Origin of the sequence: Pelagibius marinus (genome assembly GCF_014925385.1) — a bacterium.
GTDB classification, from domain to species: Bacteria; Pseudomonadota; Alphaproteobacteria; order Kiloniellales; family Kiloniellaceae; genus Pelagibius; species Pelagibius marinus.
On record NZ_JACSDK010000009.1, the window covers coordinates 89,931 to 106,266 of the forward strand.

General features: G+C 69.3%; 17 protein-coding genes. 12 read left to right on the forward strand and 5 right to left on the reverse strand.

The window, feature by feature from the left end; all coding sequences use genetic code 11:
- The first annotated feature begins 188 nt into the window (after positions 1–188).
- Positions 189–2,945, forward strand: a complete 2,757-nt coding sequence (locus H7X47_RS10385; RefSeq protein WP_319633577.1) for an ATP-dependent DNA helicase — start codon at positions 189–191, stop codon at positions 2,943–2,945.
- A complete protein-coding gene (locus H7X47_RS10390) occupies positions 2,942–3,454 on the forward strand; it encodes a class I SAM-dependent methyltransferase (protein WP_193368608.1) in 513 nt (170 codons plus the stop codon). Before H7X47_RS10385 ends, H7X47_RS10390 begins: the two co-directional genes overlap by 4 nt.
- Positions 3,455–3,482: 28 nt before the next feature.
- On the opposite strand, the gene H7X47_RS10395 is transcribed toward H7X47_RS10390, so the two are convergent.
- The gene (locus H7X47_RS10395) at positions 3,483–4,283 is read right to left on the reverse strand and encodes a methyltransferase domain-containing protein (RefSeq protein ID WP_193368609.1); all 801 of its coding nucleotides are present in this window, start codon (positions 4,281–4,283) and stop codon (positions 3,483–3,485) included.
- A 137-nt stretch (positions 4,284–4,420) separates the two neighbouring features.
- Here H7X47_RS10395 and H7X47_RS10400 point away from each other — a divergent pair, with 137 nt between their 5' ends.
- Positions 4,421–5,137, forward strand: coding sequence for a winged helix-turn-helix transcriptional regulator (locus H7X47_RS10400; protein WP_193368610.1), 717 nt, complete (start codon positions 4,421–4,423; stop codon positions 5,135–5,137).
- Here H7X47_RS10400 and H7X47_RS10405 read toward each other — a convergent pair.
- On the reverse strand, positions 5,088–6,551 hold the full coding sequence (locus H7X47_RS10405) for a sensor histidine kinase (protein ID WP_193368611.1): 1,464 nt from the start codon (positions 6,549–6,551) through the stop codon (positions 5,088–5,090). The two genes, H7X47_RS10400 and H7X47_RS10405, sit on opposite strands and share 50 nt — an antisense overlap.
- A gap of 8 nt (positions 6,552–6,559) precedes the next feature.
- A complete protein-coding gene (locus tag H7X47_RS10410) occupies positions 6,560–7,219 on the reverse strand; it encodes a response regulator (RefSeq protein ID WP_193368612.1) in 660 nt (219 codons plus the stop codon).
- A gap of 232 nt (positions 7,220–7,451) precedes the next feature.
- Here H7X47_RS10410 and H7X47_RS10415 point away from each other — a divergent pair, with 232 nt between their 5' ends.
- From H7X47_RS10415 to H7X47_RS10435, 5 genes are all read left to right on the forward strand, one after another.
- Positions 7,452–7,727 carry a PepSY domain-containing protein gene (locus H7X47_RS10415; RefSeq protein WP_193368613.1) on the forward strand — a complete coding sequence of 92 codons (276 nt, stop codon included), beginning with the start codon at positions 7,452–7,454 and terminating at the stop codon, positions 7,725–7,727.
- A 4-nt stretch (positions 7,728–7,731) separates the two neighbouring features.
- On the forward strand, positions 7,732–8,286 hold the full coding sequence (locus tag H7X47_RS10420; RefSeq protein ID WP_193368614.1) for a cytochrome b/b6 domain-containing protein: 555 nt from the start codon (positions 7,732–7,734) through the stop codon (positions 8,284–8,286).
- 167 nt (positions 8,287–8,453) lie between these two features.
- Positions 8,454–9,041 carry a GbsR/MarR family transcriptional regulator gene (locus tag H7X47_RS10425; protein WP_322096468.1) on the forward strand — a complete coding sequence of 196 codons (588 nt, stop codon included), beginning with the start codon at positions 8,454–8,456 and terminating at the stop codon, positions 9,039–9,041.
- 49 nt (positions 9,042–9,090) lie between these two features.
- Positions 9,091–9,891: a DUF4166 domain-containing protein gene (locus tag H7X47_RS10430; RefSeq protein ID WP_227010370.1), complete on the forward strand. Its 801-nt coding sequence runs from the start codon at positions 9,091–9,093 to the stop codon at positions 9,889–9,891.
- Positions 9,864–11,369, forward strand: coding sequence for a TIGR01777 family oxidoreductase (locus tag H7X47_RS10435; protein ID WP_193368616.1), 1,506 nt, complete (start codon positions 9,864–9,866; stop codon positions 11,367–11,369). The genes H7X47_RS10430 and H7X47_RS10435 overlap by 28 nt, the downstream gene beginning before the upstream one ends.
- Before the next feature lie 54 nt (positions 11,370–11,423).
- Here the strand turns inward: H7X47_RS10435 and H7X47_RS10440 are convergent, their stop codons facing one another.
- Positions 11,424–12,404, reverse strand: a complete 981-nt coding sequence (locus tag H7X47_RS10440; RefSeq protein ID WP_193368617.1) for an AEC family transporter — start codon at positions 12,402–12,404, stop codon at positions 11,424–11,426.
- A gap of 152 nt (positions 12,405–12,556) precedes the next feature.
- Here H7X47_RS10440 and H7X47_RS10445 point away from each other — a divergent pair, with 152 nt between their 5' ends.
- The 4 genes from H7X47_RS10445 to H7X47_RS10460 all read left to right on the forward strand — a co-directional run bounded on the left by H7X47_RS10445 (position 12,557) and on the right by H7X47_RS10460 (position 15,820).
- On the forward strand, positions 12,557–12,961 hold the full coding sequence (locus H7X47_RS10445) for a tellurite resistance TerB family protein (RefSeq protein ID WP_193368618.1): 405 nt from the start codon (positions 12,557–12,559) through the stop codon (positions 12,959–12,961).
- Positions 12,962–13,188: 227 nt separating this feature from the next.
- Entirely contained in the window at positions 13,189–13,452 is a 264-nt protein-coding gene (locus H7X47_RS10450; protein ID WP_193368619.1) for an usg protein, read from the forward strand.
- Positions 13,453–13,652: 200 nt separating this feature from the next.
- Positions 13,653–14,726, forward strand: coding sequence for a COX15/CtaA family protein (locus tag H7X47_RS10455; RefSeq protein WP_193368620.1), 1,074 nt, complete (start codon positions 13,653–13,655; stop codon positions 14,724–14,726).
- A 2-nt stretch (positions 14,727–14,728) separates the two neighbouring features.
- Positions 14,729–15,820: a CobW family GTP-binding protein gene (locus tag H7X47_RS10460; RefSeq protein WP_193368621.1), complete on the forward strand. Its 1,092-nt coding sequence runs from the start codon at positions 14,729–14,731 to the stop codon at positions 15,818–15,820.
- A 9-nt stretch (positions 15,821–15,829) separates the two neighbouring features.
- On the opposite strand, the gene H7X47_RS10465 is transcribed toward H7X47_RS10460, so the two are convergent.
- Positions 15,830–16,270, reverse strand: a complete 441-nt coding sequence (locus H7X47_RS10465; protein WP_193368622.1) for a hypothetical protein — start codon at positions 16,268–16,270, stop codon at positions 15,830–15,832.
- Between the last annotated feature and the right edge of the window lie 66 nt (positions 16,271–16,336).

Here is a 16,336-nt window from a genome sequence, read left to right on the forward strand (position 1 = left end):
CCAGCATAGACCGATTCCACCCCGGGAGTGCCAGACCGCCAGCTTATCCGCATGCGCGGCCCAGTTGTTCCCGTTATAGTCCAACGATGAGTTCTACGTCGCTTCCGCCCCAAACATCCCCCCAAAACTCCCCGGGAGCCTCCCCACCGGCAACACCGGCCCCTGGCCTGCGCCTGCCGGCGGCCCCGGTGCTGCTGGCCGGCATCGGCCAGGCGGTGTGGATCGACCCGGAGGAAGGCGAGGTTCTGAGCCTGAAGCCCGGCGAGGCGGCCCGGCGGGCGCAGCAGAGCCCGCCCCTGCTGTGCCACGCGAAGGCCACCGCGCGGCGGCTGGAGAGCGACCCTTTCCCCGCCTACGACCTGCTGGAGCTCTTCGCCTTCGTGCGCCCGGCCAGCTTCTGCGCGCCGACGCCCCACGGCCTGGCCGCCGCGCTCGGCCGGCCCAAACCCGAAGACAACGAAGCTGCCGCCATCGCCCTGCCCGGACTGGCCCAGGCCCTGCTGGCCGAGATGAGCGCGCGCGGCACCTCGGACAATCACGGCCTCGGCGGCGGTGACCGTGACGCCCCCGGCATCGCCTGGCTTATGGCCCAGGCCGGCTGGCTCTGGGGCCCCTATGTCGTCGCGGCGCTCGGTTTCGGCGCGGGCGGCGCGCAGTTGCCCAAGCGCACCCTCGGCTTTCGCGTCTGGGAGCGCCTGCCCGAGTGGGAGGAACGGCCGCCGCGCGGCGCCCCCGGCACCAGCCCGGTGAGCGCCGTGGAGGCCCGCGGGCGCCTCGCCACCCTGCTGGATGAAGATTCCGAGCCGCGCCCGCAGCAGGCCGACTACGCAGCGGCGGCCGCCGCCGCCTTCGCCCCGCGTGCACTGGAGGGCGAACCCCAGGTGGTCCTGGCCGAGGCCGGCACCGGCACCGGCAAGACCCTGGGCTACCTCGCCCCGGCCAGCCTCTGGGCCGAGCGCAACAAGGCCGCCGTCTGGATCTCCACCTATACCCGTAACCTGCAGGGCCAGGTGGACGACGAACTGGCGCGCCTCTTCCCCGAGCCGGGCGAAAGGGCCCGCAAGGTGGTGATCCGCAAAGGGCGGGAGAACTACCTCTGCCTCCTGAACCTCGCCGAGGCGGTGGCCCAGGCGCGCCCGCAGGACGGCGTTGTCCTCGGCCTCATGGCGCGCTGGGCGGCGCGCACGCGAAACGGCGACATGGTGGGCGGCGACTTTCCCGGCTGGTTCCCCGATCTCTTCGGGCCCTTGCGCACCCTGGGCTTGGCCGACCGCCGCGGCGAGTGCATCTATTCCGCCTGCCAGCACTACAAGAAGTGCTTCATCGAGCGTTCGGTGCGCTCGGCCCGCCAGGCGGAGATCGTCATCGCCAACCACGCGCTCGTTCTCATCCAGGCGGCCATGGGCGGCGGCGACGACGGCCAGCTGCCGACCCGCTACGTCTTCGACGAGGGCCACCAGCTCTTCGACGCCGCCGACAGCGCCTTCGCCGCGCACCTGAGCGGCCTGGAAACCCGCGAGCTGCGCCGCTGGATCCTGGGCGCCGAGGGCGGGCGGCGCGCCAGCAGCCGCATGCGCGGCCTGCAGCGCCGCCTGGAGGACCTGCTGGGAGATGACGAACAGGCGCTGGAGGCCCTGGAAGAGGCCCTGAAAGCCGCCCGGGTGCTGGCCGGCGAGGGCTGGCGCCAGCGCGTCGAGGAAGGCCGCCCGGAGGGCGCCACGGAACGCTTCCTGCTGCTCGCCGGGCGCCAGGTCTACGCCCGCGCCAGCGGCCAGGACCAGCCTTACAGCCTGGAAGCGCCGGCCCATCCGCCGGTCGAGGGTCTGCTGGAGGCGGCCGAGGACCTGGCCGACGACCTGGGCGCCCTGGCGAGCCCGCTGGCCAAGCTGCGCAAGCTGCTGGTGCTGCGCCTGGACGACGAGGCCGACAGTTTGGACAGCGACACGCGGCGGCGCATCGAGGCGGCGGCGCGCAGCCTGGACAGCCGCGCCCTGCTGCCCATCGCCGCCTGGCGCGAGATGCTGAAGGCCCTGGAGGAGGAAACCCCGCCGGAGTTCTGCGACTGGTTCGCCGTAGAGCGCATCGAGGGCCGCGACATCGACGTCGGGCTCTACCGCCACTGGGTCGATCCCAGCCGACCCTTCGCCGCCAGCCTGGGCCAGAGCGCCCACGGCCTGCTCATCACCTCGGCGACGCTCACCGACGACAGCGGCAAGCGCGACCACGGCGAGGAAGTTCACACCGCCGATGCCTGGCAGGCGGCCGAAGCGCGCCTCGGCATCAACCACCTCATGGCGAACGTCGCGCGCCTCTCGCTGCCTTCGCCCTTCGACTACGCGCGGCAGACGCGCATCCTCATCGTCCACGACCTGAAGCGCGGCGACGTGAAGCAGCTGGCCGGCGCCTACCGCGAGCTGTTCCTGGCTTCCGGCGGCGGCGGCCTCGGCCTCTTCACCGCCATCGCCCGGCTGCGCGCGGTGCAGCGCCTCATCGCCCAGCCGCTGGCCGACGAAGGCCTGACGCTCTACAGCCAGCATGTCGACGGCCTGGATACCGGCACCCTGGTCGACATCTTCCGCGCCGAGGAGGACTCCTGCCTGCTGGGCACCGATGCGGTGCGCGACGGCGTCGACGTGCCGGGCCGCGCCCTGCGCCTCATCGCCTTCGACCGCGTGCCCTGGCCGCGCCCCGACATTATCCACAAGGCCCGGCGCGAGGTCTTCGGGGGCCGCGCCTACGACGAGCGCCTGACCCGCCTGAAGCTGCGCCAGGCCTACGGCCGCCTCATCCGCCGCGCCGACGACCGCGGCGTCTTCGTATTGCTTGATCCTCTTCCCTCAAGGCTGCTCGACGCCTTTCCGCCGGAAGTGACCGCCGAGCGCGTTGGCCTGGCCGAGGCGGTGGCGGCGGTGAAGAGCTTTTTCGCAGAGGAGGATCCCAGGTGACGAGCCGGCTTGAACGCATGATCGCGCGCCTGATCACGCAGCGCGCCTGCATCGGCGCGGCGGCACGCAGGGTCGAGCATCTGGAAGGTCCCGTGCTTGAGATCGGACTGGGCAAGGGGCGCACCTATACGCACCTGCGCCAGGTCTTCGCCGGTCGGGAGATCATCGCCTTCGACGCCGACCTGCACGCGCCGCCCGGCGCCGCACCGCCGCAGGACTGCCTGCTGCTCGGTGACTTCCGGGAAACCCTGCCGGCGATGGCGCGGCGGCGCCCCGGCCAGGCCGTCCTGGTGCACGCCGACTTCGGCAGCGAAGACTGCGACGCGGACAAGGCGCTGGCACAGGAGATCGCCGCTCCCATCACCGAACTGGTCGCGCCGCAGGGGATCGTCGTCAGCGACCGCCCCCTCTCCCATCCCGCCCTCGGCCAGATCGCCTTGCCGGCGATCGAACTGCCCGAAGGCATCGCGCCCTGGCGCTATTTCATGTACGAGACCGCGCAGAGCTGAGCGGGCGACGCTCGGCCGCCTCGCCGCCCTATGCCTTCTGCGCCGTCACGATGTGCGCGGGGGAATCGAAGTTTACGGTCCCGTCCGCAGCGGCGAAGCCTTTCAGTTCTTCCTGTGCCGCCTGCTGCAGTTGCGCGTACTGCGCGTCGTCGATGGCGTCGGCCAGCGTCCAGCCCTTCACGTCGGTGTGGACCCAGTCCGCGATGGAAGGAAAGCGCGCCCTGCCGACCTGGGTGTCGGCCGACGCCCCGGGAATGCCCGCGGCCTGGAAGAGGCCGAGCACCTCCGCCGGATTGCCCAGCACGAAGGGCGCGCGCAGGCCGTCGGCGACCGCCTCGCCGAAGAGCCGCTCCAGCAGCGCGACCATGGCGGCATAGCCCGGCGTGCGCTCCAGCGAATCCCAGGTCACCACCACCAGGCGTCCGCCCGGCTTCGTCACACGCCACATCTCGGCCAGCGCTTTCACCCGGTCCTCGAAGAACATGAGGCCGAACTGGCAGGTGACGGCGTCGAAGCGACCGTCGTCGAAGGGGATCTTTTCGGCGAAGCCGTCGCGCCAATCGACCTTGGGATCGAGGCGCCGGGCCACCGCCAGCATGCCCTCATTGGGGTCCAGGCCGGTCACCGCCGCCCCTCTGCGCGCCGCCTCGCGGGCAACGCAGCCGGTGCCGCAGCCCACATCGAGCAGGCGCTGTCCCTGCGCGGCCCCGGCGGCATCGCAGGTCCGCGACGCCCATTCGCCGAACAGGGCGGGGACGAAGAATTCCTCGTAGACCTCGGCCGCCGTCTTGGTGAGCTGGCCGCTTTCCATGGCTTGGCTGGCTTCCATTGCTGATCTCCTGTGCAGATGAAATGAGCTGCCGGAAAGCTGACAGAGGCGGCGCGGCACTGAATAGTCCACAAAGTGTAGTTCACCGGGTCAAAAAAGGGGTGCTAAGCTTCGCGCCCGGCACAAAGGAGGAAGCCATGAAGAGCTATGGCCAGTTCTGCCCCGTCGCCAAGGCTTCCGAGCTGTTCTGCGAACGCTGGACGCCGCTGATCGTGCGCGACCTGGCGGCCGGGGCGACGCGCTTTTCCGAGCTGCAGCGCGGCGTGCCGCTAATGTCGCCGACCCTGCTGTCGAAACGCCTGAAGCAGCTGGAGGCCGAAGGAATCATCGAAACGCGCCCGCAGAAGGGCGCGCGCGGCAGGACCTATCACCTGACCGAGCCGGGGCGCGAGTTCATCCCCCTGGTGGTGGCGCTGGGCACCTGGGGCCAGCGCTGGTCGCGCCGCCAGCTGGTGGAGGGCGAGGTCGATCTGGGCCTGCTGGTCTGGTCGCTGGAGCGCGCCGCCGACGCCACGGCCTTCGGCAAGCGGCAGTCCCTGGTGCAGGTGGAGTTCACCGACCAGCCCAAGGACAAGCGCCTCTGGTGGTTCATCAATCGGGACGGCAAGTGCGAACTCTGCCTGGAGGACCCGGGCTTCGAGGTCGACCTCTACCTGGCCTGCAGCCTGCCGGACATGATCTACATCGTGCGCGGCGACCTGCTGCTGCCCCAGGCGCTCTCCAGCGGGCGGCTGGAGGCCCTGGGCAGCACCCGCGCCCGCCGCGCGCTACGCGCCTGGCTGAACCTCAGCCCGCTCACGAAGGTCAAGTCGCAGAATCGCCTCGAAGCCGTCGCTGCGCCCCCGCGCCGGTGAGTTGAGTTCCAGCTTGCCGCCGGACTGGGCGAGGATCGTCTCGACGATGGCGAGGCCCAGGCCGGCGCCCGGGGCCCCGGCGGCGCCCCGCTCGCAACGGCGGGGGAGGGGGGGAAGGGGCCGCGGGGGGGCCGGGCGGCCCGCGCCCCCCGCCCGGCGCCTCGGCGGCGCCGCGCTCGAAACGCCGGGTCAGGGTGGCAAGGCGCTGCGGCGGCACCACGGGACCGCCGTTGACCACGTGGATCGAGCCGTCACCCTCTATGTGGACCACCACCGGCCCGCCCTCGCGGCCGTGGTGCAGGGCATTGTCGATGAGGTTGCGCAGGGCGATGGCGAAGGCGTCGATATCGGTGCGCGCCACCAGCCGCGCGCGGCCGCCGTCGTCGAAGTGCAGCCGCCCGCCGTTGTCGCCGCGGCGCGCGAACTCCTCCACCACCAGGCGAAAAGCCGGCATGACGTCCACGGGATCGCGCCTGAGGGCGATGCCCGACTCGGCGCGGGCTAGCTGCAGCAGCTTTTCCACCAGATCGCCGAGGCGGTGCAGGGTCGCTGCGATCTGGTCGATGCGCGCCTGCTGCGGCGTGCCGCGCAGCTCGGCGGCCAGGCGCTGGGTCTGGGCCAGGGCGGCCGCCACCGGCGTGCGCAGCTCGTGGGCCGAATTGGCGGCGAAGGCGCGCTCGCTCTCCAGCACCCTTTCCAGGCGCGCCAGCAGGTCGTTCACGTCCTCGATGATGGGCGCCAGCTCCTCCGGCATGGCCTCGTAGGGGATCGGCGAAAGGTCGCCGCCGCCGCGCGCGTCCAGGGCGGCGCGCACCTCGGCCACCGGCGCCAGGCTGCGGCGCACGGTCCAGAAGATGACCAGGCCCGCCAGGGGAATGAGCACGGCCAGCGGTGCGGCTACCCCGCCCAGGGTCTCGTAGACCGCCTCGCGGCGGTGGGACAGCGGTTCGCCGACCGTGATGAAGATCCGCCCCGGGGGCACGCGCTCGGTGAAGAAGCGCCAGTCGCCGGCCTCCGCGTGGCCGCGCTTCAGCGCCACCGGGAAGGGCTCCTCCGGGGCGTCATGGGAGCGCAGCAGCACATGACCCTCGGCGTCGCGCACCTGATAGACGAGGTATTCCTCGTGCTCGGCGAACTCCAGGTTCTCGGCGATCACGCGGACTTCGTGCGGATCGCCCCCGTCCTCGTCTTCGTCCTCGTCTTCGTCCTCGCCCCCCGGCACCGGAAAGCCGCTGACCACCAGCGGCGCCAGGCGCTGCGCGGTTTCCTGCAGGGCGCTGTCAAAAACCTCGTTGACCTCGTGGTTGACGATGCTGCCCGCCACCCCGGCGGCGGCGAGCCACAGCAGAATCAGCGCCGCGGTGAGGCCGGAGATCAGCCGTCGCGAGATGCTCCATCTTCGGGTATCGCCCACGCCGCCCCCTAGTCCGAACCCAGGCGGTAGCCGACGCCGCGCACCGTGTGAATGGCGTCGCGGCCGAGCTTCTTGCGCAGGCGGCTGATGTGCACCTCGACGGTGTTGCTCTCGATCTCCGAGCCGAAGTCGTAGAGCGCCTCTTCCATCTGCTCCTTGGAGATCACGGCCGTCGCCCGCCGGGTCAGCAGGTCGAGGATCGCCCATTCCCGCTTGGTGAGGTCGATGGCCTCCTCGCCGCGCCACACGCGCCGCGCCGCCTTGTCGATCTTCAGCTTGCCGGAGCTGATCAGCGGGTTGGGATTGCCGGCATAGCGCCGCGAGACCGCCATGACCCGTGCGCTGAGTTCGTTCAGGTCGAAGGGCTTCACCAGGTAGTCGTCGGCGCCGGCGTTCAGCCCCTCGATGCGGTCGCTGATCTGGTCGCGCGCGGTGAGGATGATGACCGGACGCTGGTCGCCGCCGCGCCGCAGGGTCTTCAGCAGATCGAGACCACGGCCGTCCGGCAGGTGCAGGTCCAGCAGCACCAGGCCGTAGTCGACCGCGCGCAGGGCCGCATCGGCCTCGTCCAGGCGGGCCACCCAGTCGACGGCATGCCCGTCGGCGGCGACCTGCTCCTGCACCGCCTGGCCGAGAACCGGCTCGTCTTCGATCAAGAGAACACGCATACCCTACCCGCTTTGCTGCCCCGGACGCCGCAGCGCCGCCAGCCCGGGGCGGCGATATAAAGGGGCCATAAAAGGGTCATAAAGAGGCCCTTCCAAGGGACCTGGGGACTTCCCATAGCAAGCTTACGCCAAGCTGAACAACTCTTTCTCCCCACGTCAGTTTCCCGTCAGTGCCCAAGCGCAGAACTGTCGCCGTCCAAACCCCGAAGCCAATCCATCAAGAGGTGTTGCAATGAAATCCATGATTGTCTCCGCCACCCTGGCGGCCGCCCTTGCCGCCACCCTGGCTGCCGGCTCCGCCGCCGCCAGCGACAAGTGCAGCGTGCCGAAGGCCGAATGGCAGCCGCAGACCGCCCTTCAGCAGAAGCTGGAAGGCGAGGGCTGGAAGGTGAAGAAGATGAAGGTCGACGACGGCTGCTACGAGGTCTACGGCACCGATGCCGAAGGCAAGCGCATGGAGGTCTACTTCGACCCCAAGACCTTCGCGGTCGTGAAGTCGAAGAGCTGAGACCATGACGGCGACGGTTCCGACAACGACGGTGCGGGTGTGGGACCCCCTGGTCCGGATCTTCCACTGGTCCCTGGTCGCCTCCTTCGCGGTGGCCTGGGTCTCCGCCGACGAGTGGGACGACCTGCACATCTGGGCGGGTTACACGGCGGCGGCGCTCGTCGCCTTCCGCCTGGTCTGGGGGCTGGTCGGGCCGCGTTACGCCCGCTTCACCCAGTTCCTGCACGCGCCCGGCGCCGTCGCCGCCTACCTCAAGGACCTGTTGAGCGGGCGGGAGCGCCGCTACCTCGGCCACAATCCGGCCGGCGGGGCGATGATCCTGGCCCTCATCCTCGGCCTGGCGGCGCTCTGCCTGACCGGCTGGATGACCACCCTGGACATGTTCTGGGGTGAAGACTGGGTCGAAGAGCTCCACGAAGCCCTGGCCAATCTTCTGCTGGTCCTCGTCGGCCTGCATCTGGCGGGCGTGGTCCTGGCCAGCCTGAAGCACCACGAGAACCTGGTGCGGGCCATGATCACGGGCCGCAAGAGAGCCCCAGCGGCTGGCGACGAAGCCTAGCGGTTGGCCGGGACACGCCGGCGGACGTTCCCCAACGTCCGCCGGCTCCCTCTTTCCGACATGCCGTAGACCGCAGAAACCTGCGGCTTTTGACTCCGCCACTTGACGCCCCTCCGGTTCCGTCATAAATTTCTGTCATGACAGAATCTTTAGAAAAAATAGATCAAATGCCACCTGCCCTGCGGGAGTTCATCCTGCACTGGGGCGACCTGGGCGGCCAATGGGGTGTCAACCGCTCGGTGGCCCAGATCCAGGCGCTGCTCTATCTCAGCGACCGCCCTCTGCACGCCGAGGAGATCGCCACCTGCCTGGGCATCGCCCGCTCCAACGTGTCGAACTCGCTGAAGTGGCTGGTCGGCTGGCGGCTGATCGAGCGTGTGCCTGTGCCCGGCGACCGACGCGATCACTTCGTGGCCGAGACCGACATCTGGGAAATGGTCCTGCGCATCGCCGAAAGCCGCAAGGAGCGCGAGATCGATCCCGCCACCGCCGTATTGCGCCGCTGCGTGCGCGCAGGGGGCGAGGATCCGCGCGTCGGCAAGGTCGCCCGGCAGCGCCTGGAAGCGATGCTCGACTTTATGGAGACCACTGACCGCTGGTATCAGCAGATGGTTTGCCTGCCCAAGGCCAAGGTCTTCGCCCTGCTGAAGATGGGCAGCCGTGTCGTGAACTTCCTCTCCGCGGTCAAGAAGAGCCCCGGCAAACGCCGCAGCGACGCGCCGGACTCCGCGCCGACGCCGAGCGGCAGGACCTGATTTTTTTGCCTCAGCATTTCTGTCTGAACAGAAATAACGGAAAAGAACTATGACCCTCGTTGCAGATTGCGCTCCCGCCTCCGTCGCCGGCCCGCCGCCGGGCGGACTGGCGCTGCCGGCCGCCCAGCCGGCGGCCCTGCTGCGCCGCCAGCCGTGCCGGCCCGTCGGCACCGACGGTGACCGGCGCTACCGCGACCTGATGGGCGAGCGCGCCTGGAACGCACTGAAGCCCGCCGTCCGCAGGCGCTTCGCCAAGCGCCTCGCCTTCGGCCAGAGCGTCGTCTACACGGGACAGATCACCGAAACGCGGATGAACCTGGCCGGCCGCCTGCTGGTGCAGGCCGCCCGCCTCATCGGCTCGCCCTTTCCCCTGGAGCCGGAGGCGCGCGGCGAAGCCGCCGTCGTCGCCCTCACCGCCGACTGCGGCAGCGCGGGCCAGCACTGGACCAGGCTCTATGCCTGGCGCAGGGGCTTTCCGCAGATCGTCCACTCCTCCAAGCGCTTCGCCGGCCCGACGGGCTTGGAGGAATACGTCGGCTGCGGCGTCGGTGTAGGGCTGACGCTGCACGAGGAGAACGGCGGCCTGCGCTTTCGCAGCGCCGGCTACTTCCTCACCGCCTTCGGATGGCGCCTCGACCTGCCGTCCTGGCTCGCGCCCGGCCGCATGGTCATCGGCCACGACGACCTGGGCGGCGGCCGCTTCACATTCACTCTGCAACTCGTCCATCCCTGGCTCGGCGAATTGCTGCACCAGGTTTCTCGGTTCAACGACACAGGTCCCGCCGGCAGCTGCAGCGGGCCCGACATCCAGGAGGCGCAGCCATGTTCACCCCCCTGCTCGCCACTCTGATCACCCTGCAGATCGCCTTCGGCACCTTCGACATGGTGTTCCACCATGAAGCGACAGAGCGCCTCGCCTGGCGCCCGTCGCAGCGCCGCGAGCTCCTGCTGCACGCCCTGCGCAACCTGATCTACGGCGGTTTCTTCCTCTGCCTCGCCTGGCTGCAGCCCCAGGGCTTCTTCGCGCTCGCGCTGATCGCGGTGCTGCTGATCGAGGTCGCGATCACCCTCTGGGACTTCGTCGAAGAGGACCGCACCCGCAAGCTGCCGGAGACGGAGCGCGTGCTGCATACCCTGCTGGCGCTGAACTACGGCGCCATCCTGGTGCTCCTGCTGCCGGGCCTGGCGGACTGGGCGTCGCGGCCCGCAGGTCTGCTCCTCACCGGCCATGGCCTGTGGAGCTGGTTCCTTTCCCTGGCATCGCTCGGCGTCACCCTCTTCGGGCTGCGCGACCTCTTCGCCGCCCGGCGGGTGGCGCGGCTGCGCGAGACGGACCCGCTGGACCTGGTGAATCCTGCCGAGACGCCCCGGCACATTCTGGTCACCGGCGGCACCGGCTTCATCGGCCGCCGCCTGGTGGCTGCGCTCGTCGCCGCAGGCCACGATGTGACAGTGCTGACCCGCGATCCGAAGAAAGCCGCCGACCTGCCGACACCGCTGCGTATCGTCACCCGACTGGAGCAGATAAACAGCGACACGCCACTCGACGCCGTGGTCAACCTGGCGGGCGAACCCATCGCCAACGGTCTCTGGACCAAGGCGAAAAAGCGCAAGATCGTCGCTTCGCGCGTCGGCACCACGCGCCGCCTGGTCGACTGGCTCGCCGACCGCAAAGAGCGGCCCGGCGTGCTGGTGAACGCTTCGGCAGTCGGTTGGTACGGTCTGCGCGGCGACGAGACCCTGACCGAGAATGACACAGCCCGGGTCTGCTTCACCCAGGAGGTCTGCGTGCGCTGGGAACAGGAAGCCCGCAAGGCCGAGCGCTTGGGCCTGCGCGTCGTGCGCCTGCGCATCGGCCTGGTGCTGGGCCGCGAGGGCGGCCTGCTCGCCAGCATGCTGACGCCTTTTGAGTTCGGCCTCGGCGGCCGGCTCGGCCACGGACAGCAGTGGATGTCGTGGATCATGCGCGACGACCTGGTGCGCCTCATCGTCCATGCCCTCGACAGCGAGGATGTTGAGGGCGCAGTGAACGCTACCGCCCCTCATCCGGTGCGCAATGCGGACTTCACCCGGGCGCTCGGGCGCGCGCTGGGGCGGCCGGCGCTTGCCGCTCTGCCGGCCTGGCTGCTGCGCCTCGGCGCCGGGGACTTCGCCCGCGAGCTGCTGCTCGGCGGCCAGCGTGTGGTGCCGGCGAAAGCGGAAGCCAGCGGTTTCGTCTTCCGCTATCCGACGCTGCAGCCGGCCCTGAACGACGTGGTGGGCGCCGCGGCACCAGCTGCCGCCAAGCCGGCCTGCCCGGTCCGCAAGGTCATTCAGCAGGGCGGCTGAGACCGCACGAACAGCTTTGCTTGTGACCGCGCCGGGTCACTGCCTCCACCGGCCTCAGCCGATGCCCAGCCAGACGAAGAGCGCCGAGAGCGTGAACAGCGAGACCACCGTCGACAGCATGATGACGGCGGTCGAGCGCTGCACGTAGATGTCGTACTGCTGGGCCAGCACGAAGACCAGGGCGCCGGTCGGCAGCGCCGACTGGATCAGCGCCCCGGCGGCCCAGACCGGGTCCATGGTGAAAACCTGGAAGGCCAGCCACCAGGTGATCAGCGGCTGGAAGACCAGCTTCAGGAGAACCAGCCAGGACACCTCGCCCATGCCGGCGGTGGGCGACTTGCCGACCATGAAGAGGCCGATGGCGAAGAGCGCGCAAGGCCCCGCCGAGGCGCCCAGGATGTCGCAGAAGGCGGTGATCGCCTGGGGCAGCGGCAGCCCCGAGGCCGAAACCAGCAGCCCGCCCGCGGCGGAAAGCACCAGCGGCGAGCGCGCGACGCCACGCAGCGCGCTCTTCACCACCACCAGGCTGCCCTTGCCCTGGTGCACGTCGAGTTCCAGCAGCACGATGCCGAAGGCCATGATGACCGCACCGTTGAGGATCGTGGAGACGATCGCCGGCAGCATGCCCGCCTCGCCGAAGGCCAGCATGAGCAGTGGGATGCCCATGTAACCGGTGTTGGCGAAGTTGGCCGACAGCCCGGCCAGGCCCAGCGCGCCGAGGCGGTTGGGGAAAGCGAACTTGGCCACCACCACGGCCAGGAGGAAGGTCGCCGCCGCGCCGCCGCCGTAGGCGCCCAGGAAAGGCAGGTTGAAAGCCTCGTCCAGCGACACCCGCGCCATGGAAACGAAGAACAGCGCTGGCAGGGCGATGAAATAGACGAAGCGGTTCAGCGCCTCGCTGCTGGCCGCGCCGAGGATGCGGAAATAGCCGGCGGCGTAGCCCGCGGCCATGATGGCGAAGATCGGGAAAACGACGTTGAGGATCGGGCCCATGGCGCGGACATTGCCCGCCATGCCCACGGCTGTCGAGCGCAAAGACCGCAGCCCCCCATGCCCTGCGTGCAAGGCGGGACGGGGCGCCGCCGGCCCTTGACCTTGCGGGCGCGGCCCGACTAGTCTCTGCCGCTCCGCGAAGGCAAAGGGCCCGCGCGGGCCCGTATCCATCAGCACAACGAGAAGCGAGACGCATGTCCCAGCATCACACGGCCCTCGTCCACACCATGGTCCTGGTTTCCGCGGCCGACCGAGAGATGACCGACGCCGAGATGACGACCATCGGCGAGATTGTCTCGCACCTGCCGGTTTTCGCCGACTATGACCTGGAAAGGCTACCCAAGGAGGCCCAGGCCTGCGCCGAGCTGCTTTCCGAGGACAACGGCCTGGAGAAGGTGCTGAGCCAGATCGTCGCCGGCCTGCCGGAAAAGCTGAAGGAGACCGCTTACGCCATCGCCCTGGACGTGGCCGCAGCCGACGGCAAGGCCAGCCAGGAAGAGCTGCGCCTGCTGGAAATGCTGCGCCACCGCCTGGCCGTCGGCCGCCTGCCGGCCGCCGCCATCGAACGCGGCGCCCGGGCCCGCTACACGCGGCTCTGAGCGCCGTCCCGGCTGCTTCGGAAGAAGCGCCCGGATCCGCCTCCCCAACCTCTCCGAACCTCTATCGAGGGTCTGCGAACATTGGCAGCACTCCCTGGTGGAGGCTGCTAAGTTATTGTATTATTAAGCTTATCCTGTTGAGATTTATCCAACAGGTGGGCAAGCTTGGTCCCTATCGGGGTCCAATGAGTCTTACGGGACTCTGGGACGGATGGAGAGGAGGGACGATGAGCGATTTTGTTCGTCAGTTGAACGATTACCGGCTGACCACGGCCGAGATTCTCTATCACCTGCCGGATCATCCCGCGCTGCTGCAAAGCTATATCTGGCAGGAATACGACCTGGCTCCGCGCTATCCCGAGCTGCGCAAGTTCCTGGATTTCTGGGAAAAGAACCTGGACGGCCCGCTGCACTCGGTGAAGGTGGCCAACGTTCCCATCATCAAGCCCGGCGAGACACGCTTCGCAGATGCCTATCTGACGCTGCACTGAGGCAGGCTTTCCGGCCACAAGAGCCGCGCGGCAGGTCGCGACCCGCCGCGCGCGGGGATCTTCGCGCCGCTCGCCGGAGCCGGGCTGCGGCGGACAAGGCGCCACGACAAGACGCCGCAGGGGCTTGGCGGCCCCCTTCGCGCCCTTTAGGTTGTCGGCAGGCCCCCAATCGGGGCAGCGACCGAAACCTGGGCTGATTTATGTCCGCCACCACCACAGGAAGTTTCAGCGCCGAGACCGCCCCCGCCCCGCGGCGGGCCGTCGGCATCTGGCTGCTGGGCTGCGCCGCCATGGTCCTGGCCATGGCCGTCATCGGCGCCATCACGCGCCTGACCGAATCCGGCCTCTCGATCATGGAGTGGGCCCCGCTCACCGGCGCCCTGCCGCCGTTGAGCCAGGCCGAGTGGGAACGCGTCTTCGCGCTCTACAAGCAGATCCCCGAGTACCAGCAGGAAAACGCGGGCATGGGCCTGGCGGAATTCAAGACCATCTTCTGGTGGGAGTACATCCACCGCCTCTGGGGTCGGCTCATCGGCGTGGTCTTCGCCCTGCCGCTGGCCTGGTTCTGGTGGCGCGGACACATCGACCGGCCGCTGGGCAAGAAGCTGCTGATCGCCCTGGCCCTGGGCGCGGCCCAGGGCGGGCTCGGCTGGTTCATGGTGGCCTCGGGCTTCGCCGACCGCACCGACGTCAGCCAGTACCGCCTGACCGCCCACCTGGCCCTGGCGCTGGTCATCTACGGCTATCTCTTCTGGCTGGCGCTCAGCGTGCTCTGGCCGCGCCCGGAGCGCAGCCACGATCCCGCCGTGGGCCGCCTGCGCCGCGCCCTCTTCTGGCTGCTGGCCCTGGTGGCCGTCACCATCGCTTCCGGCGGCTTCGTCGCCGGGCTCAATGCCGGCATGACCTACAACACCTTCCCGCTGATGGACGGGGAACTGATCCCCCTGGGCTACGGCGACTTCTCACCCTGGATCGTGAACCTCTTCGAGAACATCGCCGCGGTGCAGTTCAACCACCGCCTGCTGGCCGTGGCCACGGTGGCGCTGGCCCTGGCCCTGTGGTTCTGGTCGCTGAGCCGTGACATCGCACCGGCCGCCCACGGCGGCTTCGCCGCGCTGGCCATCCTGGCCCTCATCCAGCTGGCGCTGGGCATCACCACGCTGTTGCTGGTGGTGCCGGTCACCCTGGGCGCGCTGCACCAGGCCGGCGCCATCCTGGTGCTGACGGCGACGATCTGGACCCTCTATCACCTGCGCTGCCGGCCGAGCGCCTGACCATGGCGGCCGAAGACGATCTCGCCATCCCCGAGGAGCCGCTGGCCGTCTCCGTGCTGACCGGCTTCCTGGGCAGCGGCAAGACGACCTTGCTGCGCTACCTGCTGGCCCACCCGGGCATGGAGGAGACGGCGGTCATCGTCAACGAGTTCGGCGAGATCGGCCTGGACCACCTGTTGGTCGAGAAGGCCACCGAGGACACCGTGCTGCTGAACAGCGGCTGTCTGTGCTGCACCGTGCGCGGCGACCTCATCACCGGCATGCGCGACCTCTTCAAGCGGCGGGTGAAGCGCGAGGTGCCACCCTTCCAGCGCCTCGTCATCGAGACCACGGGACTGGCCGACCCGGCGCCCATCCTGCAGACCATCATGAGCGACCCGCTGCTGTCGGAGCGCTTCCGCCTGGACGGCGTCATCGCCACGGTGGACGCGGTCAACGGCATGGCGACGCTGGACCGCCATATGGAATCGGTGAAGCAGGCCGCCGTCGCCGACCGCATCCTGCTGACCAAGAGCGACCTGGCGGCGCCCGGGGCTCTGGCCGCCCTGGAAGCGCGCCTGCGCGAACTGAACCCGGCGGCGCCGATCCTGCGCGTCGTGCAGGGCGAGATCGCCCCGGCCCGGCTGTTCAACGCCGGGCTCTACGACCCGACCACCAAGACCACCGACGTGCAGCGCTGGCTGCAGGCCGAGGCCTATGAGAAGCAGGGCGAAGAGCACGGCGACCATCATCACAGTCACGGGCATAGCCACGACCCGAACCGGCACGACGACTCGATCCGCGCCTTCTGCCTGACCTACGACCGGCCGCTGGACTGGGACCGTTTCAATTCCTGGGTCGAGATGCTGATCACCCTCTACGGCGCCGACATCCTGCGCATCAAGGGCATCCTGAACGTCGAGGGGGCGGATGAGCCGATCGTCATCCACGGCGTGCAGCACGTCTTCCACCCGCCGGTGCGCCTGGAGGCCTGGCCGGACGATCAGCGCGCCTCGCGCATCGTCTTCATCGTGCGCGACCTGAAGCCGGAGATGTTCGAGCACACCCTGAAGGCCTTCAACGAAGACTCCTCGGCGCCGCTGGCCTCCGCCTGATTCTGCCCCCTAGAAAGGGCCCGCCTCCATCTGCCACTGGCGGCTGAGGCGCTCGTTGCGGCGCTTGAAGACGCGGAACCAGGCTTCGAAGGCCTGGCCGTCGCCGGCCCACCAGCCGGCGGTGTCGACCCCGGGGCCGTTCTCTTCCTCGACGATCCTGACCTCGACGACGCCCGGGTGGGCGCGGTGGCCGGGCCGGGTGAAGAACAGCACCTTGGCCTCGTCGCGCAGCTCCACGCGCAGGGTATCGCCCTCTTCGGTCTTGATGCCGCCCTTGTCCTCCACGGAGACGGTCAACATCTCCTCGAAGCCCTCGATGGTGATCTGCGCGACGCGACTGTCCGCCGAGGCCTGTTGGCCCTCGACCGGCGGTGAAGCGGCCCCCGCGGGACCGGCGAAAACCACAGGGAAAAGCAACGCCAAAGCGGCAAAAGCGGCCTTTGCACGCATGGTAATACACCTCACTAAAACAACCTTGGTGCACCAAATACCGTCTGAGTCTTGAGGAAATTTTAA

Coding starts and splice junctions, on each gene's coding strand:
- H7X47_RS10460 (WP_193368621.1), top strand. CDS start 14,729: ATGGCGGCCGAAGACGATCTCGCCATCCCCGAGGAGCCGCTGGCCGTC.
- H7X47_RS10445 (WP_193368618.1), top strand. CDS start 12,557: ATGTCCCAGCATCACACGGCCCTCGTCCACACCATGGTCCTGGTTTCC.
- H7X47_RS10455 (WP_193368620.1), top strand. CDS start 13,653: ATGTCCGCCACCACCACAGGAAGTTTCAGCGCCGAGACCGCCCCCGCC.
- H7X47_RS10410 (WP_193368612.1), bottom strand. CDS start 7,219: ATGCGTGTTCTCTTGATCGAAGACGAGCCGGTTCTCGGCCAGGCGGTG.
- H7X47_RS10425 (WP_322096468.1), top strand. CDS start 8,454: ATGCCACCTGCCCTGCGGGAGTTCATCCTGCACTGGGGCGACCTGGGC.
- H7X47_RS10435 (WP_193368616.1), top strand. CDS start 9,864: ATGTTCACCCCCCTGCTCGCCACTCTGATCACCCTGCAGATCGCCTTC.
- H7X47_RS10465 (WP_193368622.1), bottom strand. CDS start 16,270: ATGCGTGCAAAGGCCGCTTTTGCCGCTTTGGCGTTGCTTTTCCCTGTG.
- H7X47_RS10450 (WP_193368619.1), top strand. CDS start 13,189: ATGAGCGATTTTGTTCGTCAGTTGAACGATTACCGGCTGACCACGGCC.
- H7X47_RS10395 (WP_193368609.1), bottom strand. CDS start 4,283: ATGGAAGCCAGCCAAGCCATGGAAAGCGGCCAGCTCACCAAGACGGCG.
- H7X47_RS10420 (WP_193368614.1), top strand. CDS start 7,732: ATGACGGCGACGGTTCCGACAACGACGGTGCGGGTGTGGGACCCCCTG.
- H7X47_RS10400 (WP_193368610.1), top strand. CDS start 4,421: ATGAAGAGCTATGGCCAGTTCTGCCCCGTCGCCAAGGCTTCCGAGCTG.
- H7X47_RS10415 (WP_193368613.1), top strand. CDS start 7,452: ATGAAATCCATGATTGTCTCCGCCACCCTGGCGGCCGCCCTTGCCGCC.
- H7X47_RS10430 (WP_227010370.1), top strand. CDS start 9,091: ATGACCCTCGTTGCAGATTGCGCTCCCGCCTCCGTCGCCGGCCCGCCG.